At 61.1% G+C, this 24,911-nt stretch carries 19 protein-coding genes; 6 read left to right on the top strand and 13 right to left on the bottom strand.

The genetic code is table 11. The features are described from left to right. Window positions 1-163 precede the first annotated feature (163 nt). The 6 genes from ACYZUC_RS07050 (at window position 164) to ACYZUC_RS07025 (ending at window position 5,756) form a co-directional block, all read left to right on the top strand. Window positions 164-1,366, top strand: a complete 1,203-nt coding sequence (locus ACYZUC_RS07050) for an NAD(P)/FAD-dependent oxidoreductase (RefSeq protein WP_461994612.1) — start codon at window positions 164-166, stop codon at window positions 1,364-1,366. 146 nt (window positions 1,367-1,512) lie between these two features. After that, entirely contained in the window at window positions 1,513-2,802 is a 1,290-nt protein-coding gene (locus ACYZUC_RS07045) for an NAD(P)/FAD-dependent oxidoreductase (protein WP_461994610.1), read from the top strand. Window positions 2,803-2,828: 26 nt separating this feature from the next. Continuing rightward, window positions 2,829-3,383, top strand: coding sequence for a helix-turn-helix domain-containing protein (locus tag ACYZUC_RS07040; RefSeq protein WP_192417587.1), 555 nt, complete (start codon window positions 2,829-2,831; stop codon window positions 3,381-3,383). 23 nt (window positions 3,384-3,406) lie between these two features. Next, window positions 3,407-4,753 carry a glutamine synthetase family protein gene (locus ACYZUC_RS07035; RefSeq protein WP_207286238.1) on the top strand — a complete coding sequence of 449 codons (1,347 nt, stop codon included), beginning with the start codon at window positions 3,407-3,409 and terminating at the stop codon, window positions 4,751-4,753. Window positions 4,754-4,827: 74 nt separating this feature from the next. Beyond that, complete coding sequence (locus tag ACYZUC_RS07030; RefSeq protein ID WP_461994608.1) at window positions 4,828-5,109, top strand: hypothetical protein; 282 nt, start codon at window positions 4,828-4,830, stop codon at window positions 5,107-5,109. A 137-nt stretch (window positions 5,110-5,246) separates the two neighbouring features. Then, entirely contained in the window at window positions 5,247-5,756 is a 510-nt protein-coding gene (locus tag ACYZUC_RS07025; protein ID WP_461994606.1) for a hypothetical protein, read from the top strand. A 562-nt stretch (window positions 5,757-6,318) separates the two neighbouring features. Here ACYZUC_RS07025 and ACYZUC_RS07020 read toward each other — a convergent pair. From ACYZUC_RS07020 to ACYZUC_RS06960, 13 genes are all read right to left on the bottom strand, one after another. After that, the gene (locus ACYZUC_RS07020) at window positions 6,319-6,909 is read right to left on the bottom strand and encodes a helix-turn-helix domain-containing protein (protein WP_162130711.1); all 591 of its coding nucleotides are present in this window, start codon (window positions 6,907-6,909) and stop codon (window positions 6,319-6,321) included. Window positions 6,910-6,962: 53 nt separating this feature from the next. Then, the gene (locus ACYZUC_RS07015; protein WP_461994604.1) at window positions 6,963-7,121 is read right to left on the bottom strand and encodes a hypothetical protein; all 159 of its coding nucleotides are present in this window, start codon (window positions 7,119-7,121) and stop codon (window positions 6,963-6,965) included. A 341-nt stretch (window positions 7,122-7,462) separates the two neighbouring features. Continuing rightward, window positions 7,463-8,257, bottom strand: a complete 795-nt coding sequence (locus tag ACYZUC_RS07010; protein WP_461994602.1) for an ABC transporter ATP-binding protein — start codon at window positions 8,255-8,257, stop codon at window positions 7,463-7,465. A 13-nt stretch (window positions 8,258-8,270) separates the two neighbouring features. After that, complete coding sequence (locus tag ACYZUC_RS07005; RefSeq protein ID WP_461994600.1) at window positions 8,271-9,032, bottom strand: ABC transporter permease; 762 nt, start codon at window positions 9,030-9,032, stop codon at window positions 8,271-8,273. A 9-nt stretch (window positions 9,033-9,041) separates the two neighbouring features. Then, window positions 9,042-9,803 (bottom strand): ABC transporter permease, encoded by a 762-nt coding sequence (locus ACYZUC_RS07000; RefSeq protein ID WP_461994598.1) that lies wholly within the window; start codon window positions 9,801-9,803, stop codon window positions 9,042-9,044. 228 nt (window positions 9,804-10,031) lie between these two features. Continuing rightward, complete coding sequence (locus tag ACYZUC_RS06995; protein WP_461994596.1) at window positions 10,032-12,494, bottom strand: TonB-dependent receptor plug domain-containing protein; 2,463 nt, start codon at window positions 12,492-12,494, stop codon at window positions 10,032-10,034. A gap of 497 nt (window positions 12,495-12,991) precedes the next feature. After that, window positions 12,992-15,262: a TonB-dependent receptor gene (locus ACYZUC_RS06990; RefSeq protein ID WP_461994594.1), complete on the bottom strand. Its 2,271-nt coding sequence runs from the start codon at window positions 15,260-15,262 to the stop codon at window positions 12,992-12,994. Window positions 15,263-15,753: 491 nt separating this feature from the next. Beyond that, window positions 15,754-16,812: an ABC transporter substrate-binding protein gene (locus tag ACYZUC_RS06985; protein ID WP_008029136.1), complete on the bottom strand. Its 1,059-nt coding sequence runs from the start codon at window positions 16,810-16,812 to the stop codon at window positions 15,754-15,756. 36 nt (window positions 16,813-16,848) lie between these two features. Next, the gene (locus tag ACYZUC_RS06980) at window positions 16,849-17,901 is read right to left on the bottom strand and encodes an ABC transporter substrate-binding protein (protein WP_008029138.1); all 1,053 of its coding nucleotides are present in this window, start codon (window positions 17,899-17,901) and stop codon (window positions 16,849-16,851) included. Between the two features lie 20 nt (window positions 17,902-17,921). Beyond that, window positions 17,922-19,082: an LLM class flavin-dependent oxidoreductase gene (locus tag ACYZUC_RS06975; RefSeq protein ID WP_461994591.1), complete on the bottom strand. Its 1,161-nt coding sequence runs from the start codon at window positions 19,080-19,082 to the stop codon at window positions 17,922-17,924. Between the two features lie 306 nt (window positions 19,083-19,388). Then, on the bottom strand, window positions 19,389-21,257 hold the full coding sequence (locus ACYZUC_RS06970; protein WP_461994589.1) for an ABC transporter ATP-binding protein: 1,869 nt from the start codon (window positions 21,255-21,257) through the stop codon (window positions 19,389-19,391). Continuing rightward, window positions 21,250-23,031 carry an ABC transporter ATP-binding protein gene (locus ACYZUC_RS06965; RefSeq protein ID WP_461994587.1) on the bottom strand — a complete coding sequence of 594 codons (1,782 nt, stop codon included), beginning with the start codon at window positions 23,029-23,031 and terminating at the stop codon, window positions 21,250-21,252. Before ACYZUC_RS06965 ends, ACYZUC_RS06970 begins: the two co-directional genes overlap by 8 nt. Before the next feature lie 244 nt (window positions 23,032-23,275). After that, window positions 23,276-24,544: an acyl-CoA dehydrogenase family protein gene (locus tag ACYZUC_RS06960; protein ID WP_461994585.1), complete on the bottom strand. Its 1,269-nt coding sequence runs from the start codon at window positions 24,542-24,544 to the stop codon at window positions 23,276-23,278. Window positions 24,545-24,911: the final 367 nt, after the last annotated feature.

The raw sequence follows: 24,911 nt of genomic DNA, 5'->3' as shown, positions 1-24,911 counted from the left end.
AAAGGCTCTTTCGGTCGAGCCATCGAACCTGTCGATGGCAACCATCAGAAAAAACCGATTGCGTTAATTAACTAGGATCAATACAGTCGTAGTTGTTCGGTCGGCACTGGCAAACGCACGACCTCTGACGAATTCATTGATCGGCCTTCTCACGGAGTTAAAGATGAAACAGCACATTCTGGTAATCGGCGCAGGTTTCGGTGGCACGTGGACGGCTTTGAGCGCCACGCGGCTGTTCGACATTCATGGTCACAACGACGTAGAAGTCACCGTCCTGGCCCCGCAGGCCGAGCTGCGCGTGCGTCCGCGATTCTATGAACCGAACGCGCACCAACTGGCCGCGCCGATTGGCGAGTTGTTCGATGCGGTGGGCGTGAAGTTCATCAAGGGCGCTGCGGAAACCATCGACGTTGTGCAAAAACGCGTGGGTTATGTCGACGCCTCGGGTGCGAAACAGGTGTGCAGCTACGACAAACTCGTTCTGGCCACCGGCAGCCGTCTGGCGATTCCGGCGACCGCCGGCGTGGCTGAGCACGCGTTCGATGTCGACCAGATCGAAGAAGCCGTGCGCCTGGAAAACCATCTGAAATCCCTGGCCAGCCTGCCAGAAAGCAAAGCCCGCAACACCGTGGTGGTGGCCGGCGGCGGCTTCACCGGGATTGAAACGGCGACCGAGATGACCGCACGTCTGCGTACCATTTTGGGTGATCAGGCCGACGTCGAGGTGATCATCGTCGATCGCGGCGAGAAAATTGGCGGGTCGATGGGGGCTGAAATCGCCAAGTCGATCGAAGAGGCCAGTATTGAAACCGGCGTGAAATGGCACTTGAAAGCTTCGGTACTTTCCGTCGATGCCAACGGTGTCACTTTGAGTGATGGCCAGCGTATCGAAGCCAAAACCGTGGTCTGGACCACCGGCGTGCGCGCCAGTTCGCTGACCGAGCAGATCCCGGCCGAACGCGATCACCTGGGCCGTCTGCACGTGGACAGCCACCTGAAAGTCATCGGTCAGGACGATATCTTTGCCACCGGCGATGTGGCTTACGCGGCCTCGGACGACATCGGCAACTACGCCTTGATGACCTGCCAACACGCCATCGTATTGGGTCGTCACGCCGGCAATAACGTTGCCGCGCAGATCCTGGGCGTGGACCCGACGCCGTACAGCCAACCCAAATACGTCACCTGCCTGGACCTGGGTGCCTGGGGCGCGGTGTACACCGAGGGCTGGGACCGTCAGGTCAAACTGGTGAAACAGGAAGGCAAGAACCTGAAGACGCAGATCAACACCGTGTGGATCTACCCGCCGGCGGCTGACCGCACAACCGCATGGGCCGCAGCGGATCCGCTGATCCCGATCGCTTGAGTCGCTGAGGCGTTCAGCGGACTAAAAATCCCCCGATTCCTTCTGGATCGGGGGATTTTCGTTGTGGAGGATTCACACCTTGCGTTCGTGAAATAACATGTGTATTTTTTCATGAAATTTAAATAATAAAATTTCATGAGGCTCGCATGTTCCAGCAATCCACCCGCCATGTCGCCAGTTACTACGCTCACTCTTGCGCAGATCGCTTGGTGGAACGTGCGGCGTTGGAGGGCGAGCACGACACCGAAGTGTTGATCATCGGCGCCGGCTTCAGTGGTTTGCACACAGCATTGCGCCTGGCCCTGGCGGGCAAGCGCGTGACGCTGCTGGAAGCCAGTCGAGTGGCCTGGGCGGCGTCGGGGCGTAATGGCGGTCAGGCCATTCTCGGTTGGTCGTGCGATATGCCGCCGCTGGAGGCCGCGCTGGGTTATGAGCGCGCACGGCGCTTGTGGGACGGCATGCGCTGGGCTGCGCAGGAGTTGCGCGCGCTGCCTGCCCGGCATGAATTCGATTGTGATTATCGGCCCGGCCACCTCTGGACATCGGTGATGCCGCGACGGGTGAGCCTGCTGACCGAGTGGCAACACGAGGCGAGCCACAAATGGGGCCACGATGGATTGCAATTCATTCCCCGTGAGCAGTTGCCGCAATGGGTCGCCAGCGAGCGCTACCAGGCGGGCCTGTTTGATCCTGAAGGCGGGCACCTGAACCCGTTGAAACTGGCACTCGGCCTGGCGGCTGCCATCGAGCGCGCCGGTGGTCGTATTCATGAACAAAGCAAGGCGCTGAATTACCGCGAGGAGGGTGGCCGGTACGTGGTCACCACTGAGCGCGGGCGCATCCGGGCCGATGTGCTGGTGCTGGCGTGCAACGCCTATCTGGACCGGCTCGATCCGCAGCTATCGAGTTGTGTGTTGCCGGTCGGCACCTATCAGGTGGCCACCGCGCCGCTCTCGCAAGCACAGGCGACCGCGCTCCTGCCGAGCAATGTCTGCGTCACTGACAATCAGTTCGTTCTCGATTATTTCCGTCGTACACCGGATAACCGCTTGCTGTTCGGCGGCGGTTGCACCTACCTGGGGGGCATGCCGAAGGACATCGCCGCCGCGACCCGGCCGTTCCTGCAACGGGTATTTCCTCAGCTCAAGGGCGTCGAACTGGAATTCGCCTGGGGCGGCCATATCGACCTCACGCTCAAACGCACGCCTGACATTGGCCGACGCGGCGATCTCTATTGGTTGCAGGGTTATTCTGGCCACGGTGTGCTGCCGACCCTGGCCGGGGCCCGCGCCGTGTCCGACGCGATACTCGGTCAGGCAGATGAGCTGGGCTTGTATCAGGGCCTGGTCAACGGCAGCTTCCCCGGCGGCAAATACATGGCCGCGCCCCTGGAAGCCATCGGCAAGGCCTGGTATCGGTTGCGCGACAGCCTTTGAAACGCACATTTTCTGGAAGCTTTCAGATGGACATGCAAGAAGAGATTTCGGCGCTGGCGATCCTGATTCAGGACCTGCGCAAACACAAAAAATACACGCTCAAGGAACTGGCGGACAAGATCGGTCGCTCCGTCGGTTTCCTCTCGCAAGTCGAGCGTGGATTGTCACGTCCGACCGTGGCGGACTTGACCGCGATCAGCGAAACCCTCGGCGTGCCGACCACCTATTTCTACAGCCTGCCCAAACCCATGGCCTTGCCGTGGGTGACCCGGCCGGACGAGCGCCGCACGCTGTATTACGCCGACGGCATCACCGACATTCTGGTCTCGCCGAAAATGCGCGCCTCGTTCTCGATGCTCGAAAGCCGTCTCGAACCCGGCGCCAGCAGCGGTGACCGGCACATGAATGACAGCTCGGAGCAGGGCGGTTACGTGCTCGAAGGGCAACTGACACTTTGGCTGGATGACAATCAACCGGTCACTCTGGGGGCCGGGGACAGTTTTCAGCTCGCCAGCCATACCCATTGCCGCTACGGCAATCTCACCGATCAACTCACCCGGGTGCTCTGGGTTTACACCTGATAAAAACAACAAGGAACAACATGATGGATGCTGTCTGCTCTGATCTGGTTGCTGAAGTGCGCGCATTTCGGCAGCGCTTTCCGGATGTGCGCTACGTCGACCTGATTTCCCTGGACATCCCGGGGCATTTCTACGGCAAGCGCTATCCGATCGAGATGCTCGAAAAGGTCGCCGCCGGCAGCGCGCTCAAGCTGCCGCAGAATTGTGTATTGCTCGGCACTCAAGGCGGGCTGTTCAAAATCGGCGACTACTGTTTCAACGACGGCGACCCGGATGCGCCCCGTCGGTTGGTGCCGGGCACGCTGAAAATTGTCGACTGGGAAAAACAGCCGCTGGGGCAGATGTTGATCACCTCCAGCGGCACTGAAAAACCGATCGTCTTCGAGCCTCGGGAAGTACTGGCGCAAGTGCTGGAACGCCTCGCTGGCAAAGGGATCTTCCCAGTGGTGGCTTTCGAACTGGAGTTCTACCTGTTCGATCGCCAGTTGCGTGACGGCTTGCCGCAGTTTGCGCGTGATCCGCTGACCGACGATGCGGACGATCAGCCGAACATGCACATCGAGCGGCTGTCGCGGTTTGCGCCGGTGCTCGATGAAATGGTCGAGACGGCGCGGGCGCAAGGTATCGACACCACGGTGATTACTGCCGAGCTGGGCCCGGGTCAGTTCGAGATCAACTTCGGTCACCTGGATGACGGCCTGCGGGCTGCCGACTGGGCGGCGCTGTTTTGCCGCAGCACCCGTGGCGTGGCGCTCAAGCACAACTACCGCGCCAGCTTCATGGCCAAGCCTTACTTGCAACACCCCGGCAGCGGCATGCATGTTCATGTGAGCCTGTACGACGAGGCGGGCAATAACCTTTTAGCGGCCAATGACCAACAGCCGCTGCGCCATGCCGTGGCCGGTTGCCTTGAACTGTTGCCGCATTGCATGCCGATCTTCGCACCGAACCACAATGCGCTGCGTCGCTTGAGCGGCACCGTGAATGTCGCGACGCGTGCCAGTTGGGGCTTCGAAGATCGGGACGCCTGCCTGCGGGTTCCTGAGTCGGACGCGAAGAATCTGCGCATCGAACATCGCCTCGCCGGTGCCGATGCCAACCCGTATCTGGTATTGGCGGCAATTCTGGTCGGGTTGGAACAAGGACTTGAAACCGGTCGTCAACCGATAGCACCGTTGAATGAAGATCGCAGCAGTGGCATCAACTTCCCGCTGGAGATGCTGGAGGCCGTTCAATCCATGCAACACAACGCGCAGTTACGCGAAGGATTGGGTGCGGAGTTTGTAAATGTCTACTGCGAAAACAAGCGTCAGGACCATTTGGCATTTATGCAGGACATCAATGCGCGTGAATATCGCTGGTACTTGTAGTTGACCGCTTGTCGTCACTCGACCTTAAAAAAAGTGTGGATATTTAAGGACTTGGAAAGATTAGTAACCGGGTGATGAGTCAAAATATCTTGTTACACGGTGAAATATTCCGTAATATTCGCACCGCGTTCACCACCACGGTTTATGCATTTTTAAATCCCAGGCGTCCATCAGCTGCCTGGGATTTTTTTTTGCCTGAAATAAGCGGTGCTTCAAAAATTATTCGTTCAGTTAGAACGATTATTTCTTTCGGTTATTTAAATAGACCTCTTCTGCATATCCATAACCGTGAAATCCGCGTTGTTGATTGGGTTGTGTCTGCAATCAAATCCGAATGGTGGTCATGGCAGAAATAGACGTTCCATCCACCTCGTTAAAGCTGCCCCAGCATCAAATCCCGCTGTTCGATGGTCATCTTGTCGCCCCCGGCCCAATCCTTAGAATCGGCCCCATCAGCTTCGTCCAACTATTCAAACCTTTGGGGAACAACACCATGATGAACGCCATGCAGATGCAAATGCCGATGAACACCAACATGCCGATGATGCCGATGATGGGCATGCCGATGATGATGGCGACCATGACGTGCGAAATGATGGACGACGGCATGATGTGCAAAATGATGCCGGCCGCTGGCATGGACATGGCGATGTTCAAGAACAGCGCAGAAATGATGCAGATGATGATGAACTGCGGCATGCCGATGATGATGCACTGCGGCAACATGAGCATGATGTGCATGTCCCAGGCGGCCATGGCCATGCCGATGATGAACATGATGATGCCAATGCCGATGATGGGCATGCCGATGCCGTCGATGAAGTGCGTGATGGAATGCACCATGATGGCTGACGGCATGATGTGCAAAATCATGCCGATGGCGGGCATGAACATGGACATGATGAAAAACTGCTGCACCCTGATGATGAAAATGATGAACGATTGCAGCATGCCGATGATGATGAGCTGCAATGGCATGCCGCTGATGTGCTGCACCTGCTGATCCCGAGCGACAGCCATTAAAAAGCCCGGCCAATGCAGATTGGCCGGGCTTTTTAATGTCCTGTTTTTGTAGGAGCCAGGCTTGCCGGCGAAGGCGTACTTGAGATCGCCATCGCCAGCAAGCCGGCTCCTACAGTTTGATGTTGTCCGAAAAATTAGCGGTATCCACGACCCTGTAGGAGCCAGGCTTGCCGGCGAAGGCGTATTTGGGATCGCCATCGCCGGCAAGCCGGCTCCTACAGTTTGATGTTGTCCGAAAAATTAGCGGTAACCACTACCCTGTAGGAGCCAGGCTTGCCGGCGAAGGCGTATTTGGGATCGCTATCGCCAGCAAGCCGGCTCCTACAGTTTGATGTCGTTCGAAAAACTGGTGGTATCCACGACCCTGTAGGAGCCAGGCTTGCCGGCGAAGGCGTATTTGAGATCGCCATCGCCAGCAAGCCGGCTCCTACAATGTTTGCGTCGTTCGATGAGTTGGAGTTGGCCACCCACCCTGTAGGAGCCGGCTTGCTGGCGATGACGTCATCAAAAACGCCATCGCGTTCGCCAGCAAGCCGGTTCTGTCAGTCGAGGCGTTCCGGGTAAGTCACCACCAGATACGCCACCGCTTCACTGTCCGCCGGGTTGCGATAGCGGTGGGGCTGGTCGGCGTAAAACAGGATCGAATCGCCGGTGGAAAGCAGGTAGCGTTCGTCGTTGACGCTGATTTCCAGTACGCCCTGGGAAACCACCAGGTTCTCCTGGACGCCGGGGCCATGGCCCTCGGAGACGTCCTCTCCCAATGGGCTCAGGCGCAGTTCGTAAAACTCCGATTGGCGCGCCACGTCAAACGGGAACAGCGCACGGCTGACAAAGGCACCGCTGGCGCTGACCAGGCGTTTGCTCTGGCTCGCCGATAACACGGCCACGCCTTCAAAGGCCCGATGTTCGAGAAACGCGGCCACCGAGACCTTCAAGCCTTTGGCGATTTTGCACAGCACTTTGATCGACGGCACACTACGTCCGGATTCGATCTGCGCAAGCATCGCCCGGCTCACACCGCATTGTCGCGCGAGGGCGTCGAGGGACAGGTGACGCTTGCCCCGTAGGCGTTGCAGGTTTTGCGCGACCCGCTCGCAGATCGGGTCCTCTTCCAGTGATTCGAGGTTGTTCAGGTCCAGCACGGGTTCGTCAGCGCTCGCCAGAAAGCGCGAGGGGTTTTGTGTATTCACGCCTGACGAGTCTCGGTCGAACGCGAAGCCTGAACCCACTGAAAGGCCTGCAGGCCAGCATTGCGTGCGTACATTTCCCACATGGCCCGTGCCCGTTGCTGCGCTTGTTTGCGTTTGCGGTAGCTGGCGAAGTCGATGATGTTGGTCGGATTCATAGGGCTCTTCACTGTCGTGGTGAATGACGGGATGGTCTGAGACTACGCGGATATTTTTATAACGATAAATACTGTTTTTGTATTTATTAATTCATTTTGGTTCTTTTAAAAGCCAGCTGCCAGAAGGGCTCTGGATGCCCCCTGATCCCGTAGGAGCCGGCTTGCTGGCGATCGGATCGACGCGGTGTATCAAGCCAGACGCCATCGCCGGCAAGCCCGCTCCTACAGGATTCTGTGTTTATCTAATGACCTTGTAGGAGCCGGCTTGCCGGCGATGGCGGCGCATCGGACACACCGCGTCGCTTCAATCGCCAGCAAGCCGGCTCCTACAGGTCCAACGTTTAATGCCCCACCAATTCCTCAAGCAATTGTTCCTTGTACCCCTGCAAAACCGTTGAAGCCCGGTCCCGTGGGTGGGGCAGGTCGACCTTGATTTCGTGCTTGATCCGGCCCGGGTGGGCGTCCATCACGATGACCCGGTCGCCCAGGTACAGCGCTTCTTCGATGTCGTGGGTGACCATGATCACCGTGCAGCGCTGTTGCACCCAGATCCGTTGCAACTCGTGTTGCAGGCGCACCCGGGTCAAGGCGTCGAGGGCGCCGAGGGGTTCGTCGAGCAGCAGCACTTTCGGTTGGTTGATCAGTGCACGGGCGATGGCCGCGCGCTGCGCCATGCCGCCGGACAACTGGTGAGGGTAGGCGTTTTCAAAGCCTTCGAGGTTGACCAGCGCAATGTGCTCGGCCACCAAACGGTCCTTTTCTGCCTTGGACAACGGATGGTTTTTCAGCGCCAGGGCAATGTTCTGGCTCAGGGTCATCCACGGAAACAGTCGATGGTCCTGAAACACGATCCCGCGTTCCAGGCTCGTGCCGACCACCCGTTTGCCATCCAGCAGAATATCGCCTTCATAGTCGTCCTCCAGCCCTACGACCAGCCGCAGCAGCGTCGACTTACCGCAACCGCTGGCACCGACGATGCTGACGAACTCACCGGGACGCACGTCGAGATTGATCTGCTGCAGCACCGGCAAAGGCTGGCCTTCGATCCGGTAGGCCTTGCTCAGGCCGCGAATCTGCAGCGCACCAGTGTGTAATGAGGTGCTGTGTGGCACAGCGTGTTGGGCAATTGCGTTCATGGTTATCGGCCTTTCAGCGAATGTTGCGCCAGCGCAGCAGATGGCGGCTAAGAAGAGTGAACAGCAGGGTCATCAGGTAACCGCAGAGGCCGATGCACAGGACGCTGAGGACGATGACTTCCATGCGTGAGCCGGCTTCGGCGTTCATCATCAGGTTGCCCAGGCCGGCCCCCGAAGACAGGAACAGTTCGCTGCCCACCGCAGTGACCCAGGCAAACGCCAGCGCATGCAGCACGCCGGTGGCAATGCTCGGCAGCGCCGCCGGCAGCAGCACATGTCGAAAGCGTTGCCAGCGGCTCAGCACCAGCACCTGGCCGACCTCGCGATAGCGCTTCTCGACATGGCTGAAACCCTGGTACGTGTTGAGGACCATCGGATAGAACGCCGCGAGACTGACGATCAACACTTTGGAAAACTCGCCATTGCCGAACCACATGGCGATCAATGGAATCCAGCCGAGCATTGGCACCTGGCGGATCGAATGAAACAGCGGCCCGGCCAGCCGATTGGCCACCGCCGACAGCGCCATCAGCACCCCCAGCAGCACGCCGAAGACAATGCCCAGTGCCAGGCCGGTACTGGTGCGCGCCAGACTGGCCAGCAGGTTCACCAGCAACTCGCCGTTGGCCAACAGTTCAATCAACGCCGCGCCGATCGCCGACAACGGCACAAAGGCATACGCGCCGGCGGCACCCTGGCGCGACAGGTATTCCCAGCCGCCGATCAACAACAGCGGCAGCAGCAGGCCGCGGGATTTGGCAAGCAATCGAATCATCATCGGCTCCTAGCGGGTCTGCCAGCGGAACAGCCGCTGTTCCAGTTGGCGAAAGGTGAAGTCCAGGGCGAAACCGATAACGCCGGTCACCACAATCCCGACCATCACCACATCAATGCGCAACATCTGACGGCTCATTTCGATCATCTGTCCCAGACCGCTGTCGGCGGCCAGCAACTCGGTGGCCACCAACACCACCCAGGCGCGGGTCAGGCTGATGCGAAAACCGGTGATGATCGGCGGCGCGGCAGCGGGCAGGGCGATGGCGCGAACAAACGTCGGCCAGCGCAGGCGATACACATCGGCGACTTCGAAGTAGCTGCGCGGAATGGCCTTGACCCCTTCGCTGGCGGCCAGCGCCACCGGGAAGAACGCGGTTTTGGCGACGATGATGATCTTGAAGGTTTCATCGATGCCGAACAGCAGCACAAACATCGGGATCAGCGCGATGCTGGGGATCTGGCGCAGGGTATGGAACAGCGGCGAGCAGTAGATCTCGACGTTCTTCGACAACGCCATCAGCACCCCGAACGCGAGGCCCAGCAGCGAGCCGATGCCGAAGCCCAGCCCCAGCCGTGACAGGCTGTTGAGCAAGTGTTCGAGCAGCTCACCACTGGCCGACAGTTCCTCGAAGGTCTGCCACACCTGAGCGGGCGGGACGAGCAGGTTGCGCGGGAAAATCCCGGCCTCGGCCACCACCGCCCAAAGCAACAGCAGGGCGGTAGGGGAGATGAGCCAGGTCAGGGAAAACAACAGACGTCGGGTACGCATGGCGGGTCTTATTTCGGCGAAGTACCGCAGGGGTATCGCAAGAGCTGTGCCATCGCTCAGAGAGTGATTGATCGCACTGACGCCTTCGCGGGCAAGCCTCGCTCCTACAGGGACAATGCGTAACCTGTAGGAGCGAGGCTTGCCCGCGAAGGCGTCAGCCTATGCACCGCACATTGATGCCATGCCAACACCCATTGCTGCCCCAGCAACACCCCATCAGCACCCGCGTCAGAACTCGTAACTGACGCTGGTGTAATAGAACGCACCCTGCGCACCTTCAGGGCTGGTGATCGAGTATTTCGGTACGCCGTACAACTGCGCGCCTTCCGCCTTGTCCGGGTGTGTGTCGAACAGGTTGATCGCGCCCACCGACAGCTTCAGCGCCTTGTTGAAGGTGTACGACACATCCAGGTCCGTGACCCATTGCGGACTGTAGGTCTGGTCCAGGGTCGGGTTGGTGGCGTTGAGGCTTTTCCATTCACCGTAACGGCGCTGAGCCACGGTCACACCCCACTCATCAAACAGCCAGTTGGCGCTCAGCACCAGTTTGGTTTCCGGTGTGCCGTCCTCGATCAGGCCCTGAGTGGTGCGGCCGACAATCTGCGAGCCCTTGATGTTGCCGACATCGCGCAACGCCGTGATTTTCGTGTTGTTCTGGCTGATGCCGCTGCTCAGGTTCAGACGTCCCCATTGCTGCAGGTCGAGCTGATAGTTGCCGGTCAGCTCGACACCGTCGGTGCGCGTATCCGCCACGTTGGTGTAGAAGGCCGCGCTCTGAATGTTCGCGTACGGCGTGCCGGCGAAGATCGGCGACACCACCGATGCCGGCAACTGATCAGAGAGGGTAATGCGGTTGTCGATGTCGATCCGGTAAGCGTCCAGCGTCACCGACGCGTTGGCCAACGGGCGCCAGACCAGGCCCAGGGAGTAACTGGTGGACTCTTCCGGTTTCAGCGACTTGCCGCCCAGCAGCGCCGCTTCCGGGCTGTCGGCGCGCAATGTGCGTTGCTGCACCTCGACAAAGTTGCCGCTGCCCGGCGGCTGCTCGACCACCTGCACGCTGAACGAAGACAAGCCGCTCTGCACCAGCGACGGCGCGCGATAACCGGTACTGGCCGTGGCCCGTGCGGCAATCTGCGGAGTGAAGTCATAGCGCAGCGACAGTTTGCCGTTGGTGGTGTCGCCGAAGTCCGAATAGTGCTCGGTGCGCACCGCGACGCCGGCCTGGAATTTCTCGGTGATCTGCCCTTCGACGTCGACGTAGGCGCCCAGCACGTTGCGGTCCAGGGACGCCGCATCGACCTGGGTGATGCCCGAGTAATAACCTGGAATGCGCCGGCCGGTGATCGGGTCGACGGTGTTAAACAACGGGCCGTTCTGCCAGCCTGCCGCTTCGCCGGCGCTCAGCTCGTAATTCTCCTGACGCCAGGCCAGGCCGGCCGAGAGAGTCAGCGGCTTGAACAGCAGGTCGGTGGGGAAGTCCCGCACCCAGTCCAGCGTGACGTTGGTCTGATCGGCCTCCCGTTCGCCGGTGAAGATTTTTTCCGGGCTGGTGGCGCCCCAGCTGGGGTTGATCGCGTTACGGTCGGTGGACTTCAGGGTGTTGTTGCCATGGTTCACCGCGAAGTCGAATTTGCCCAGAAGGTCGTCTTCGTATCGCAGGCCGCCGGTCAGCGCATAGTCTTCCAGCGAATAGCGCGTGATCGGCAGGCGCCCGTCCGGGAAGCGGCGCAAAGCAGTACTGCCGTAGTTGTTGCGCAGGGTGGTGGGCGGGTCGAAGAAACCTTCGGCATCGGTGTTTTTGTGCGAGTAGGTGGCGAAACCGTAGGCCGTCAGACCGTCGCCGATGCCGACTTCGCTGTTCGCGGCGAAGTTGTACTGGTCCGAGACATTGCCCGAGCCCCAGCGCCAGGTGCGGTAGCGGTTGTTCTGCTCGCGCGGCGTGTTGATGCTGGTGGAGCCGGGGTAGAAGATCCGGTTGTCAGGGTTGGTGTCGCTGGCCGGGTCCTGGCTGCCGGCGTCGAAACTCAGGGTCAGGAAGCCGTCGTTGGGCAGGGCGAAGCCTTTCCAGCCGCTGAGTTTGCGCTGGATGCCGTCACCCTTGTCGTAGCCACCGAAGCGGTAGCCGAGGTTGCCGCCGTCGTCCTTTTCCTTGAGCACGATGTTGATCACCCCGGCGATGGCGTCTGAGCCGTATTGAGCGGCGGCGCCGTCGCGCAGGATTTCGACGCGCTGGATCGAGCTCAAGGGAATCAGACTCAGGTCGACCGCGGCGGCGCCACGGCCATTGACCAGGCTTTGCCGCGTGACGTTGGCGCTGGTGTGGCGACGCTTGCCGTTGACCAGCACCAGCACCTGATCGGAAGCGAGGCCTCGCAACGAAGCGCCCTGAGCGATGGAACCGGCGAACGCGCCCTGGGGTGATTGCGGATAGCTGAACGAAGGCGACAGGGCCGTGAGCGCGCCAGACAAGTCGCTGGCACCGGTCTGCTGCAATTGCTCGCCGGTCAAGACGTCTACCGGCGCGGCGCTTTCCAGTGCGGTGACATCACTGCGCCGGGTGCCGAGCACCACGACAGTGTCCAGGTGATCGCCGCTGGCGGTGGGTTTGGTTTCGGCAGCCGCGACAGGCACGGCAAGGCTGCCAATGACCAGCGCAATAGCGCCGGCCAACGGAGTGCGATGGAACATAAAAGAGTCCTTCCAAAAGTACGCGGACCTTGTAGGAGCCGGCTTGCTGGCGATGGCGTCCTAACCGGCGATGCGCGCCTTCAGGGCCCAATCGCCGGCAAGCCAGCTCCTACAGGGGTAGCGGTGTCACGGAAATTGAAAACAACACCATCTCTGTAGGAGCCGGCTTGCTGGCGATAGCGTCCTCACCGGCGACGCAAGGCTTAAAGGCCCCATCGCCAGCAAGCCAGCTCCTACAGGGGTAGCGGTGTCACGGAAATCGAGAACAACACCATCTCTGTAGGAGCCGGCTTGCCGGCGATAGTGTCCTCACCGGCGACGCAAGGCTTGAAGGCCCCATCGCCAGCAAGCCAGCTCCTACAGGGGGAGCGGTGTCACGGAAATTGAAAACAACACAATCCTTGTAGGAGCCGGCTTGCCGGCGATAGCGTCCTCACTGGCGACGCAAGGCTTGAAGGCCCCATCGCCAGCAAGCCGGCTCCTACAGAGGGGGGGCGTCAGAAACGGCTGGTCACGCTCAGGCCGACGGTGCGCGGGTCGCCGTAGGTGATGACGTACTGACCCAGGGTGCCGTTGGGCCGGCCATGGACCTGGTAGCGACGGTCGGTGAGGTTGTTGACGAAACCGGTGACGCTGAGTTTTTCATCCGGGCTGAACCAGGTCAGGCGGGAGTTGGCCAGGGTGTAATGGGGTTGGCTGAGCGTCTTGTCGGCGCTGCTCTGGCGATCGGCGAGGAAGTATTCCTTGTCGCGGAAACTCACGTCACCACCGGCCACCAGCTTGCCGCCGATTTCCAGCGGGAAGGTGTAATCGGCACCGAGCGACACCACGTTGCGTGGCGAACGTACGAAGCTGTTGCCGCTGTAGTCACCGGTGACGGCGCCTGTGTTCGGGTTGGTGTTTTTGAAGTCGGTGTACTCGGTGTCGAGGAACGACACCGCCGCCCGCAAGTGCAGGTAGTCAGTCGGCTGGCCTTCGAGCTCCAATTCGGCGCCCTTGACCTTTCCCTTGGCGCCGTTGGTCAGCGCGGTGGTCAACACCCCGTTGTTGACCGTCAGCAGGTTCACCTGAATGTCCGAGTAGTCGTAGTAGAAGATGTTGGCGTTGGCCGTCAGGCGATGGTCGAACCACTCGGACTTGAGGCCGATTTCGTAGGCGTCGAGTTGTTCCGGATCAACCGTAGTCAGCTGCGCGAGGCTGGTCGACAACCCGGTGTTGAAGCCGCCGGAACGGAAGCCGTGGGCGTAGCGGAAGAACACGCGCACGTTGTCGTTGATCCGGTATTCCGGCGTCAGGTCGTACGTCCAGGCTTCCCAGGTCTTGTCTTCCTCTCGATTGCCGTTGGTGCCGGCGCCGCCCAGCGGCACCAGCGGACCGTTGGCGGTGGTGCGGGTCAGTTGGGTCAGGTTGAGGTCGATGTCTTTCTTTTCCTGGGTCCAGCGCAGGCCACCGGTGACGCTGAAGTTGTCGGTGAAGTCGTAGGTCAGGTTGCCGAACAACGCATAGCTGTCGGTGGTGTGGTCGAAGTTGAGGTCACGAAAATCGGTGGCGCCGCCGGTCTGGTTCGAACCGGTACCGTTGGGTGTCGGGCCGGGCGTGATGATGCGCTGGGCCGAGCTGTCGAGGTCTTCGTGGAAGTAATGCGCACCGGCGAGCCAGCGCAGGGTTTCCTGCTGCGGCGAGGCCAGGCGGATTTCTTGCGAGTACTGGGTGTATTTGTTATCGGAAATCGCCGCGCCGTTCACCTCAAAAGGTGTGTAGTCGGCATCGCTGGTGGACTGGCCGCGGATGTAGTCATAAGCGCTGATCGACGTCAGGGTGTAATCACCCAAATTCCAGTTCAGGGTCAGCGACGTGCCGTCGTGATCAAGCTTGGAGTCCTCGTTGACGTTCAGCGCGGTGTCGCGTCCGTTGGGTCGTTGATAACCGACGTTGTAGTAACGCCCGACGGCCAGCGAGCCGTTGCTGCCATCGCCTTTGAATTCGCGGCTGTGGATCTTCAGCAGGGCCTCCAGGTCCGGGTTCAGTTGCGCGAGGAATTGCAGGCGTACGGCTTTCTTGTTGACGTCGCCGTAGGTGTTGTCGTCGACGAGGTTTTTCTGGAAACCGTCGCGCTCTTCGGAATACAGCGACACCCGTGCGGCGAGTTTTTCATCCACCAACGCGCCGCCGAGGGCACCGCTGACGATGCGTTCGTTCTTGCTGCCGAAGCCGATGGTGCCGAAACCGTCAGTGTCGAAGGTCGGCTTTTTGGAAATGATGTTCACCGCGCCGGCGGTGGTGTTCTTGCCGTACAGCGTGCCTTGCGGACCGCGCAGAATTTCCACGCGTTCCAGGTCGAACAACGGCCCGCCACCGGCAATCGGCGCGTTCAGGTACACGTCATCGGCGTAGATCCCCACCGGGAACACCGTGGCCGCGCCCGTATCACCGGTGCCGAGGCCGCGAATGTACCAACGCGGCCGGCCATCGCCGTCGGGGTTCTTCGCCGCTACGTTGGGAACGAATGTGGTGATGTCGCCGATATTGCGCACGCCATCGGCCACCAGGCTGGTGCCCTGTACCGCCGACACGGCCACCGGAACCTCTTGCAGGGTTTCTTCCCGGTGTTGAGCGGTGACGGTGATAGTCTTGAGTGAAGGCTCCGTGGTGGTCTTGTCGCTGTCTGCGTCCTTGGATTGCGCCGCCAGCAGCCCCTCGCTGACAGTCCCCCCGGCCAGCAGCAAGGTTAACCAGATACTCTTGGTGATTGGATTAAGCTTATGCATGTGAATCTCCCCCGTTAAAGTTTCGCTAATAGGGGTAGAGCAGAGATCGTGCCAGATTCTTTTGTACGAATATTAGTTTTATTAAGATATTGAAATATAAGGATTAAATTGTACTTAGAAGTTTGGTTTTAAAGCACTTTTTAATGAGCGTGTTAGTTGGATCCAGTCTGGCGCTTAGTGCCTGTCGAGGATTCAGCAGAAAGTTGCTTGGCGGGTGTTGCTGGAGCAGCAGGAGTGGGGCGGGGATGTGTTGCCAGGCGAGCAATGCGGTGATGTTGAATACGCCATCGTCGGAACGCCGTCCGCAGGAAGCCGGCTCCTACACGGGATCGCGGCGCACGCAGATCAATGGTTGGAATCGTGAGACGCCTTCGCGGGCAAGCCTCGCTCCTACGGGGTTTGTGTGTCGTTCAAGTTTATTGTGGCCGACACACATCCCCTGTAGGAGCGAGGCTTGCCCGCGAAGGCGCCCTCACAAACGACAAAAAACCTCAAACCGCCAATCGCGACGTCGAACCAATCACCTTTTCCAACACGCTGAAATCAATCCACTCGCGCACATCGAACCGGCGTGGAATGAAATCCCAGCGATGCAGGAAATCGGTGAAATCCTGCAACGCTTCAATCGAGCGCGCATCCAGGGTCGTGCGCAAACGCCGATGCGCATCTTCACCATACGCAGCGGCGACCCAGTACTCGCTGGTATTGAGCTCCCGCGCCAAAAACCGTCGGGTTTCTTCCGGATTGGCCCACGCCCATTGCTCGGTGCGCAGCACGGTGTCGACGATTTTCACGCTGGCATCGAAATGTTCGTGCAGCAGGTGCGTGTCCACGGTCAGAGTCCGAGGCGTACCGTTGTTCGAGCGAATCAACGGGTCAGGGTGCGAGCCGGTATCGACCACCACCTGCAAGCCGAACTCGTTCGCCAGGTGCACGGCGTGCGCACCCTTGAGGAAAATCGCGTCGATGTCGCCGCGCAGCAGCCCGATCAGTTCGTTGTTGCGCTTGCTGAAACGCGTGACACCGAGGCTGACTTCCGAGCCGAAGACATGCTGTTTTTGATCGTCGCTGTAAGTGCCGCCGTAGGGGTAATCCACCAGCTCGACGTCGGACACCTCCAGGCCTTCAAGCTTGAGGGCGTTTTCCAGTCCGCGCAGGGCCTGGGCGCGGGTGAAATCGATCTGCACGTTGGCCCATTTTGGCAGGCCGAAGCGGCGGTTCTTCAGGTCGCGAATGCTTTTCACGCCGCTTTCCGCGGTGGTCAGGATCAACTGCACCTCGTCGCTCCAGGACAACCCCAATACCCGGGTTTGCACGCCGCTGGCGTAGGCCCAGATCGCTGGAATATTGCCGCCGTGGCGCACCGAATTTTTCAGGTGATGGTCGTAATGAGCTTCGCGAACTTCCCGCTCACTGGACTCGCGCAAGGACTGGATATTGGTGCCGAACGGCAGAAAGGCTTCCGCCAGGCGTCCGGACTGCACGGCGATGCCAAGCCCGGTGGGCACCGGGCTGTGGGTGTACCAAAGGGTATCGAGTGGTTTGCTCATAAGGGTCTTCAGTTCCAATCCATGAAATCCGGCGGGTTAGCCAGCCAGTGCGGTGGGTGTTGCCAGCAGCGCTTGCAGCGGCCGTGGATCGATCCAGTCGCGCACGTCGAAGCTTTTCGGGATAAAGCGCCAGCGATGCAGGAAGTGGGTGAAATCCTGCAACGCGGCGATGGCCTGTTCGTCGAGTTCGGTGCGCAGGCGCAGGTGCGCGTCGTCGCCATACGCGGCGCTGACCCAGTACTCGCTGCTGTTGGTTTCCCGAGCCAGGTAGCGACGTGTTTCTTCCGGGTGGGTGTGCGCCCATTGTTCGGCGCGCAGCACCGAATCAAGAATGCCGGTGGCCACATCGAAATGCTGGTCCAGCAGGTTCAGGTCCACGGCCAGTGTGCGCGGGGTGCCGTTGTTGCTGCGAATCAGCGGTTCCGGGTGCGAGCCGGTGTCGATCACCGTGTGCAGGCCGAACTCGTGGGCCTGCCGGGCGGCACTCGCGCCCTTGAGGAAAATCGCATCGACCTCACCGCGCAGCAGGCCCACCAGTTCCAGATTACGGCCCTCGACCCGCTGCGCGCTGACCGGTGTGCCGTTGACGGTTTGCACCTGCGGGTCGCTGAACGTGCCGTCATAACGGAAGTTCACCAATTGCACGTCGCCGACTTGCAGGCCTTCGAGTTTCAGAGCGTTTTCCAGGCCGCGCAGGGCCTGGGCGCGGGTGAAGTCGATCTGCGCGCCGGCCCAGTCCGGCAGACCGAAACGACGGTCCTTGAGGTCCTTGACGGTTTTGATGCCGCTGTCGGCGCGGGTCAGGATCAGTTGCACTTCATCAGCCCAGGACAGGCCGATGACCCGGGTTTCCCGGCCCTGCGCACGGGCCCAGATCGCCGGGATGTTGCCGCCGTGGCGTACCGAGTTACGCAAGGTGTGATCGAAGTGCGATTCGCGAACCGCTTTGTCAGTGGACTCGCGCAGCGATTGAACCTCGGTGCCGAGTGCGCCGACGGTGTCTTGCAGCCAGCCTTTTTGCACGGCGATACCGAGCCCGGTCGGGACCGGGCAGCGGGTGTACCAGAGGGTGTCGAGGGCTTGCGTCATGAATGATTCTCCCGCCGCGCTCAGGCGCTGGCCTTCAAGTGAGTTTGCGGTTGGGCGACAGGGCGCTGGTGCACCAGCGGCAGCACTTCCTGCCCTATGCGCAGGGCTTCTTCCAGGTGCGGATTGCCGGCGAGGATGAAGGTCGAGAAACCGGCGTCGCGGTATTCCGACAGGCGTTCGGCGATGTTCTGGTGACTGCCCACCAGGCCCACGGTCGGCCCGGGTTTGGCCTTGGCGAAACCGGCCCACAGGTTCGGGCCAATGATCAGGTCATCAAAGCGATCGACGTTCTGGTGGTAAGCCGTTTGCCGTGCGCCGCCGACCGAGTCGGAACCGCTGGTAAAGCCTTTGGCTACTACGCTGCTCTTGCCTTCGAGCTTGTCGAACTGGCGGCGCAGATCTTTCCAGGCCTGCTCTTCGGTTTCGCGGGCGAAGAGGTCGACGCGCAGTCCGAAGCGCACGCTGCGACCTTGTTTGTCCGCCAGTTCGCGGACCCGCTCGATGTGCGGCTTGAGTTTGTCGATCGGCTCGGCCCAGTTCAGGTAAACGTCGGCATGTTTGGCGGCGACATCCAGCGCGGCATCGGAAAAACCGGAGAAATACACGCCGGGTTTGCGTTCGTTTTGCAAACCATGGGGCAGGGCGCCGTTCTCCAGTTGGTAGATATCGCCGTCGTAGGAGAAGCGTTCGTTCTGCCAAAGACCCTGGATGATGTCGAGGAATTCACCGGTGCGCTTGTAGCGCAGGTCGTGTTCGAGGAAGTCACCGTTGGCCCGCTGACTGGCCGGGTTACCGCCGGTGATGATGTTCCACTCCAGACGGCCGCGACTGAGGTTTTGCAGGATGGCCGCTTGTTGCGCGGCATAGGCAGGCAAGGTCCAGGTGGCCTGGAAGGCGATCAGGAATTTGATCCGGCGGGTTTCCCGGGCGAGGGCCGCTGCGGCAATCCACGGCTCCGGGCCGGTGGGCAGCAGGGCGCCTTCAAACCCGGCCAGTTCTGCCGCTTTCGCGACCTGGGCGATGTAGTCGATGTAAGTGAAATCATCCGGTTCGCCGTTGGGCAAGCGCCCCGGTGCGATGTTGCCCGGTCGATACTCCGGATTGCCACGATTGTGTTTGTCGGTGGTCAGTTGCGGACCATCGGTGCCCAGCGGCAGACGCCAGAAAAATTCAGTGCTCATGGGATGCTCCTGATTCAAGTACGCGTTGCGTCGCGCAGGTGCGAGGACGCCTTGGCAGGGGTGGTTGCAACGGACATGCCATGGTCGGCGGGGTGGGTTAGGGTCAGCGGGGGCGGGCGTTTGACGGGGGGAGAAGCGGTATTGGCGGTGGGAGGTGCTGCTGTAGCAGCAGTCTGTCAGCAATGGTTGTTCGGGGTGCAGCAGAGGGTTTTGTGGTGTTTTACAGATCGCCATCGCTGGCAAGCCAGCTCCTACAAGGTCAGCGATAACCTGTAGGAGCCGGCTTGCCGGCGATGGCGGTCTTGATCATGCCGGTGCGATGGCGACGATATCGTCAATCGATGCACCCGCTTCGGCGCTGCGCAGATAGGTCTGGTACAACGCCGCATAGGCGCCGCCCTGATCGATCAATTGGCTGTGCGGCCCTTGTTCGACCAGGCGGCCATGGCGGATCACCGCAATGCGGTCGGCATCGCGAATGGTTGCCAGGCGGTGGGCGATGATGATCGCGGTGCGGCCCTCGCACAGGCGGCGGAACGCGCGCTGAATGCGCCGCTCGGTGTGGATGTCGACCGCCGAAGTCGCTTCGTCCAGCACCAGCACTGCCGGGTCCGCGAGGTAGGCGCGCACCAGGCACACCAATTGCCGCTGGCCGTGGCTCAAGTGCCCGCCCAGCGGCCCGACTTCGGTCTGGTACTGATGCGGCAGGCGTTCCAGCACTTCGTCCGCTCCCAGCTCCCGGGCAGCAGCAATCAGCCGGGCATCGTCCGCCTGGGGCGCGGCGAGGCGCAGGTTGTCGAGGATGCTGCCGCTGAACAGCACATTGTCCTGCAGCACCACGCCAACGTTGCGCCGCAGTTCATGCTGGGTGAGGTCGCGGATGTCTACGCCATCGAGTTTCACCGACCCCGACTGCACCTCATAAAAGCGTGTCAGCAATTGCACCAGCGTGCTCTTGCCATGGCCCGAGGGGCCGACGATCGCCAGCACTTCTCCGGCCGGAATCTGCAGGTCGAGGTCGTTGATCACCGGTGAAGAACTGCCGGCATCGTAGGCAAACCGCACCCGCTCAAAACTGACTTCGCCGCGGGCCTTGTCCAGGCGTTGCGGGGTGGTGCTGTCGCTGATCTCCGGGCGCGTGTCCAGCAGCAAAAAGATCCGCTGCGCCGAGGCCGAGCCTGTGGCGTAACGCTCGAACAGGTCCGACAGTTCCTGCAACGGCCCTAGAAACAGAAACACATAAAACAGGCTTTCCGCGACCTGGCCCACGGTGACATCCGCCTGCGCTAGACCATAGGCGCCCACCAGCAACAGCACCGCCATACCGGCGGAACTGAGCAGCGCGGTGAACGGCGCAAACCAGCTGGATCGCAGGCTGCCGCGAATCAGCGCCTGATTGAAATCATCCAGCAAGCCGCGATAGCGCCGCAGGTTGGGCGCTTGCTGGGCGCATTGCTGCAACATGCGTGCGCCGCTGACGCTCTCCACCAGATGCGCGGTGAAACGGCTGCGGTTTTCCGCGACTTTGGCCCAGTTGCGTTGGGAAATGCGTTTGAAACTCCAGGTCGCCAACACCAGCAACGGCACCGTGGCGGCGAGACTGAGAAAGAATCGCGGGTCGATCCGCCACAACATCACCGAAGCCAGGCCACAGCGTAGCAACGCGCCCAGCAGTTCGGGCGGGCCTTGAATCAGCAGCGGTTCGAGGGCGTCGACATCGCGGTCGGCGCGAGAAATGATCCGCCCGGCCTTGGTCCGGTCGAAGTAGCTGACACTCAAACTCTGCACGTGGGCAAATACGCGCACCCGCAGGTCATTGAGCACGCGAATCGCCGCGCTGCCCGCGACAAACTGCGAGACACCGGCGAGCAGGAAACGCCCGAGCCAACTGGCCGCCAATCCGAGGCCTAGCCACAGCACCAGGCGTTCGTCCAGCAGCCAGTGATCGTTCTGTTGAATCAGCCCGCGGTCGAGCAATTCACGGACAAACCACGGCCGCAGAAACACCGTGAACACCAGCAGCAGTTCAATGCCGATGACGCCGACAATGTGCCGGCGAATCGGTTTCAGCAGCGGCAACAGCCGACTGAACATGCTGCGGTCGAGGGCCTTGCGGGCGAGCATTTCTTCGATTTCGATATCGCTCAAGGCCTTGCCGGCGATTGGGTTAGCCATGGTCGATCCCTAGCAGGTCGCGGTAGTCCGGATGGGTTTTGAGTAAGGCTTCGTGGGTGCCGTTGGCGGCGATTTTTCCGTCCTGCAGCATCAGCACGCGGTCCGCCAGGAGGATGGTCGAGAGTTTGCTGGAGATCACCAGCAATGTGGTGGCCCGGCCCTGATCGCGGCGCAGCTGGCGAATGTTGTTCAGCACCTGGCGCTCACTGATCGCATCCAGCGCGCTGGTGGCGTCGTCCAGGCACAGAATGTCCGGTTCGCCAAGTAGTGCGCGAGCCAGGCTCAGACGCTGGCGCTGGCCGCCGGACAAAGTCACGCCGCGATCCCCCAGTGGCGTGGCCAGGCCGTGCGGCAGGCGTTCCAGCACGTCTTCGGCGGCGGCCAGGCGCAAACCGTGACGCAGTTGTTGATCGCTGGCGTCGGGTGCGGTCAGGCGCAGGTTAGCCGCCAGGGTGTCGGAAAACAGGAAGCTTTCCTGTGGCACTACGTGCACCCGGCGCCGCAATTCGTCGAGGTTCAACTGGCGAATGTCTTGCCAGCCGGCGCTGTCCGAACCGATCAGCAGACGCCCGGAACTGATGTCGCTGAGGCGTGGCAGCAGACTCGCCAACAGGCTCTTGCCAGTGCCGGTGGCGCCGACGAGCGCGACGATTTCGCCGGGCTGCACGGTCAGCGAGCATTCATGAAGAATGTCCAGGCCGCCACCCGGTGCGCTGACGTTGACGTGTTCCAGTTTCAGCCCCAGCGGCGTATCGGGCAGGGTGGCGTTGCCGCTGCGGATCGCCGCAGGCTCATCCAGCAGTTGCCAGATCCGTTCGGCGCTGGAGCGTGCGTCGGCGAAGGTCTGCATCACCCGGCCAATGCCTTCGATGCGAAACACCAGGGTGGTAGCGATCAGCAGCGAGGTCACCAGTTCACCGATGCCCAATTGCGCGGTGGCCACCAGGTGCGCGCCGTACACCAGGATCCACACATGCCCCAGCGCGACGACCGCTTGAGGCAACGGAATCCGCGAACTGGAATAGGCGAGGGCCTGGCGGGCGTGCTCGGCGAACACCGCCACCTGCCCGGCGAAACGCTGGATGCGGCTGTGTTCCAGACCAAACGATTTGATCACCCTCACGCCGCCGATGCCTTCACTGAGGTCCTGATTGACCCGGTCGTAGGCCTCGCCGACGGCGCGGTCGAGGCTGACCAGACGTTCGGTCTGACGCACGAAAATCCACAGGCCGAACACTGTCAGCAACAGCGGCACCAACCCCAGCAGCGGGTTGTACCAGCTCAGCAGGCCGACGGTGGCCAGCACCACCAGCGGGGTTTCCACCACCTGGCGCCAGAAGCTGATCAGCGCATCGCGTACCTTGTCGGCATCGCGGGTGGTGCGGGTGATCATTTCACCCATACCGTGCTGCCAGTGATAACCCAGGTGCAGGGTTTGCACCTGCTGCAGGATGCGCTCGCGCAGGCGCGTCAGCAGTTCCTGGCTGAGCACCAGCGACAGCACGCTGGCGGCGTATTGCAAGACGCCACGGCCGAACGCCACGGCGAGCATCAGCCACAACCAGTACCAGCCCAGGCTGGCGTCGAGACTGCCATCGGCTTGCCGGACAACCGCGCGGCCGGGGCTGACGTCGTTGACGGCGTGGCCGATCAGCCATTGCTGCCAGACCAGCCCGAGGTTCACCGCGATGTACAACGCCGCCACCAGGGCGAAGCGCCAGGGCATTTCCCGGTAAATCGCCAGGCTGCGCAAGAGAGGATGTTTTTCGATCATGAAAAAGCTCTGTGTGGTGTGCGGACACGATCAGGTTGCCGGCGATGGGGCCTTTGAATTTGCATCGATTTCGAGGACGCCATCGCCGGCAAGCCAGCTCCTACAGGGTTTCGTATTTGTTCAGGTGGAACGCCGAACCTGTAGGAGCCGGCTTGCTGGCGATGAGGCCATTGGATTTGCATCGATTTCGAGGACGCCATCGCCAGCAAGCCGGCTCCTACAAGGGGAGGCGGTGTCTGGGGGATCACCGTCCGGGGCTGGTCGCGCCCTGTTTTTCCTTGACGTTGAGAATCGCGGTGTATTCGCCGGGGTCGACGCCGTTGAGGTAGTAGTTGCCGACGTGGTGCAGGCGCCAGCGGATCGGGTCGTGGGTGGTGTGGACCCTTGCGTTGCGCCAGAAGCGGTCGAGGTTCCATTTGCTCAGTGAGGAACTGGCGCCGAGCAGGGAGAAGATGTCGCTGGAGATTTTCAGCGACGCTGCATCGGAGTGGGCGCGGGCGGTGGCCACCGACAGAATCAGCTCGTCCTGCAGTTCCTTGTTGTCCGGGTCCAGTTCGTGCTGATCGAACACCCGCGCCGCGTCGCGCAGCAGCGATTGCGCACCGCGCAGGGCCACGGCGTATTCGCCGATCTGCTTGATGATGTGCGGCTCCTGATTGGCGTGATCGACGCCGCTTTCCACCCACGGCCGCGCATTGTGATTCAGGTAGTCCACCGCAGCCGACAGCGCACCTTCGGCAATGCCGGTATCGATGGCCGCGTGGAGGATCTGCGGGAAGGTCAACCCGGTGCGTTTCATCGGCCCTTTGCGCTGGGAGACAAAACCTTCGTCGAGTTCGATGTTGTCGAAAATCACTGTGCCGCTGACCGAGTTTTTCTGGCCGAACGCTTCCCAGTCATCCACCAGCGTCAGGCCCGGTGTGTTGCGATTGAGCAGCACCCCGGCACCGCCGTCATCGCTGGCGGCGGTCAGGGAAATCCACTCGGCCAGGTAAGAACCCGTGGAGTAGAACTTGCTGCCATTGAGGATCAACTTGCCGTCGGCGCGGCGTTCGACGCGGGTCTTGAGGGCGAATTTGTTCTTGCCGCCGACTTCCGCCAGGGCATTGCCGAAACGCTTGCCGGCTAGTACATCGCGAATCAGTCGGTCGCGAATCTCGTCGGAATACCCGGTAAAAATCCCTCGCAGCATGACGTTGTGGATTTGCAGCAACTGACCGACGCCGCCGTCGGCTACCGAGATGAGGCGCACGGTTTCGACGATGGTTTCCACCGAGGCGCCGAGGCCGCCAAACGCCTTGGGCACGCCAATGGCGGTCAAGCCGCTCTCCGACAACAATTGCGCCTGACGCCGTGGCAGTTGGCCGTTCTGACTGGCGTCGGCGGCGATCTCGGCAATCTCCCGGGCGATGTCCCTGGCCACGGCGATGGCTTGAGCCTCGCTGTCCAGCAGGCGGATCGGCGCCTGTTCTTGTATCAGTTGTCCGGCGGGGTTGTGTTCGACCTTGCTCATTGCTGTACCTCTGATCATTGATCTGATGATGGCCGTGAAACCTGCGCCCCCCTGTAGGAGCCGGCTTGCTGGCGATGGCGGCGGATCAAACAACATTGATGTCGCCTGATGCACCGCCATCGCCAGCAAGCCGGCTCCTACAAGGGGGATCGGTGTTTCACGGGCGTTGAAGGGCCTTGAGCAAGTTCTGCGCCAAGGGCTGGAACGCCCGTCCGGCAAGGGGTTGGGCGGGGTGGTGTTGCTGGGGAAGCAATGCCGGGGAGGCGACTGCTCGGCCAGCAGCAGTCACCGCGCAATGCTGCTGGCAGGCCAGCAATCAACGTCGGTTGTTTGCTCGGTGCCCGGCGTAAAGCCCCGTAACCCGGGC

It is taken from the genome of Pseudomonas sp. GT1P32 (assembly GCF_054897805.1).
This window is presented reverse-complemented; position numbering and strand designations above follow the sequence as displayed.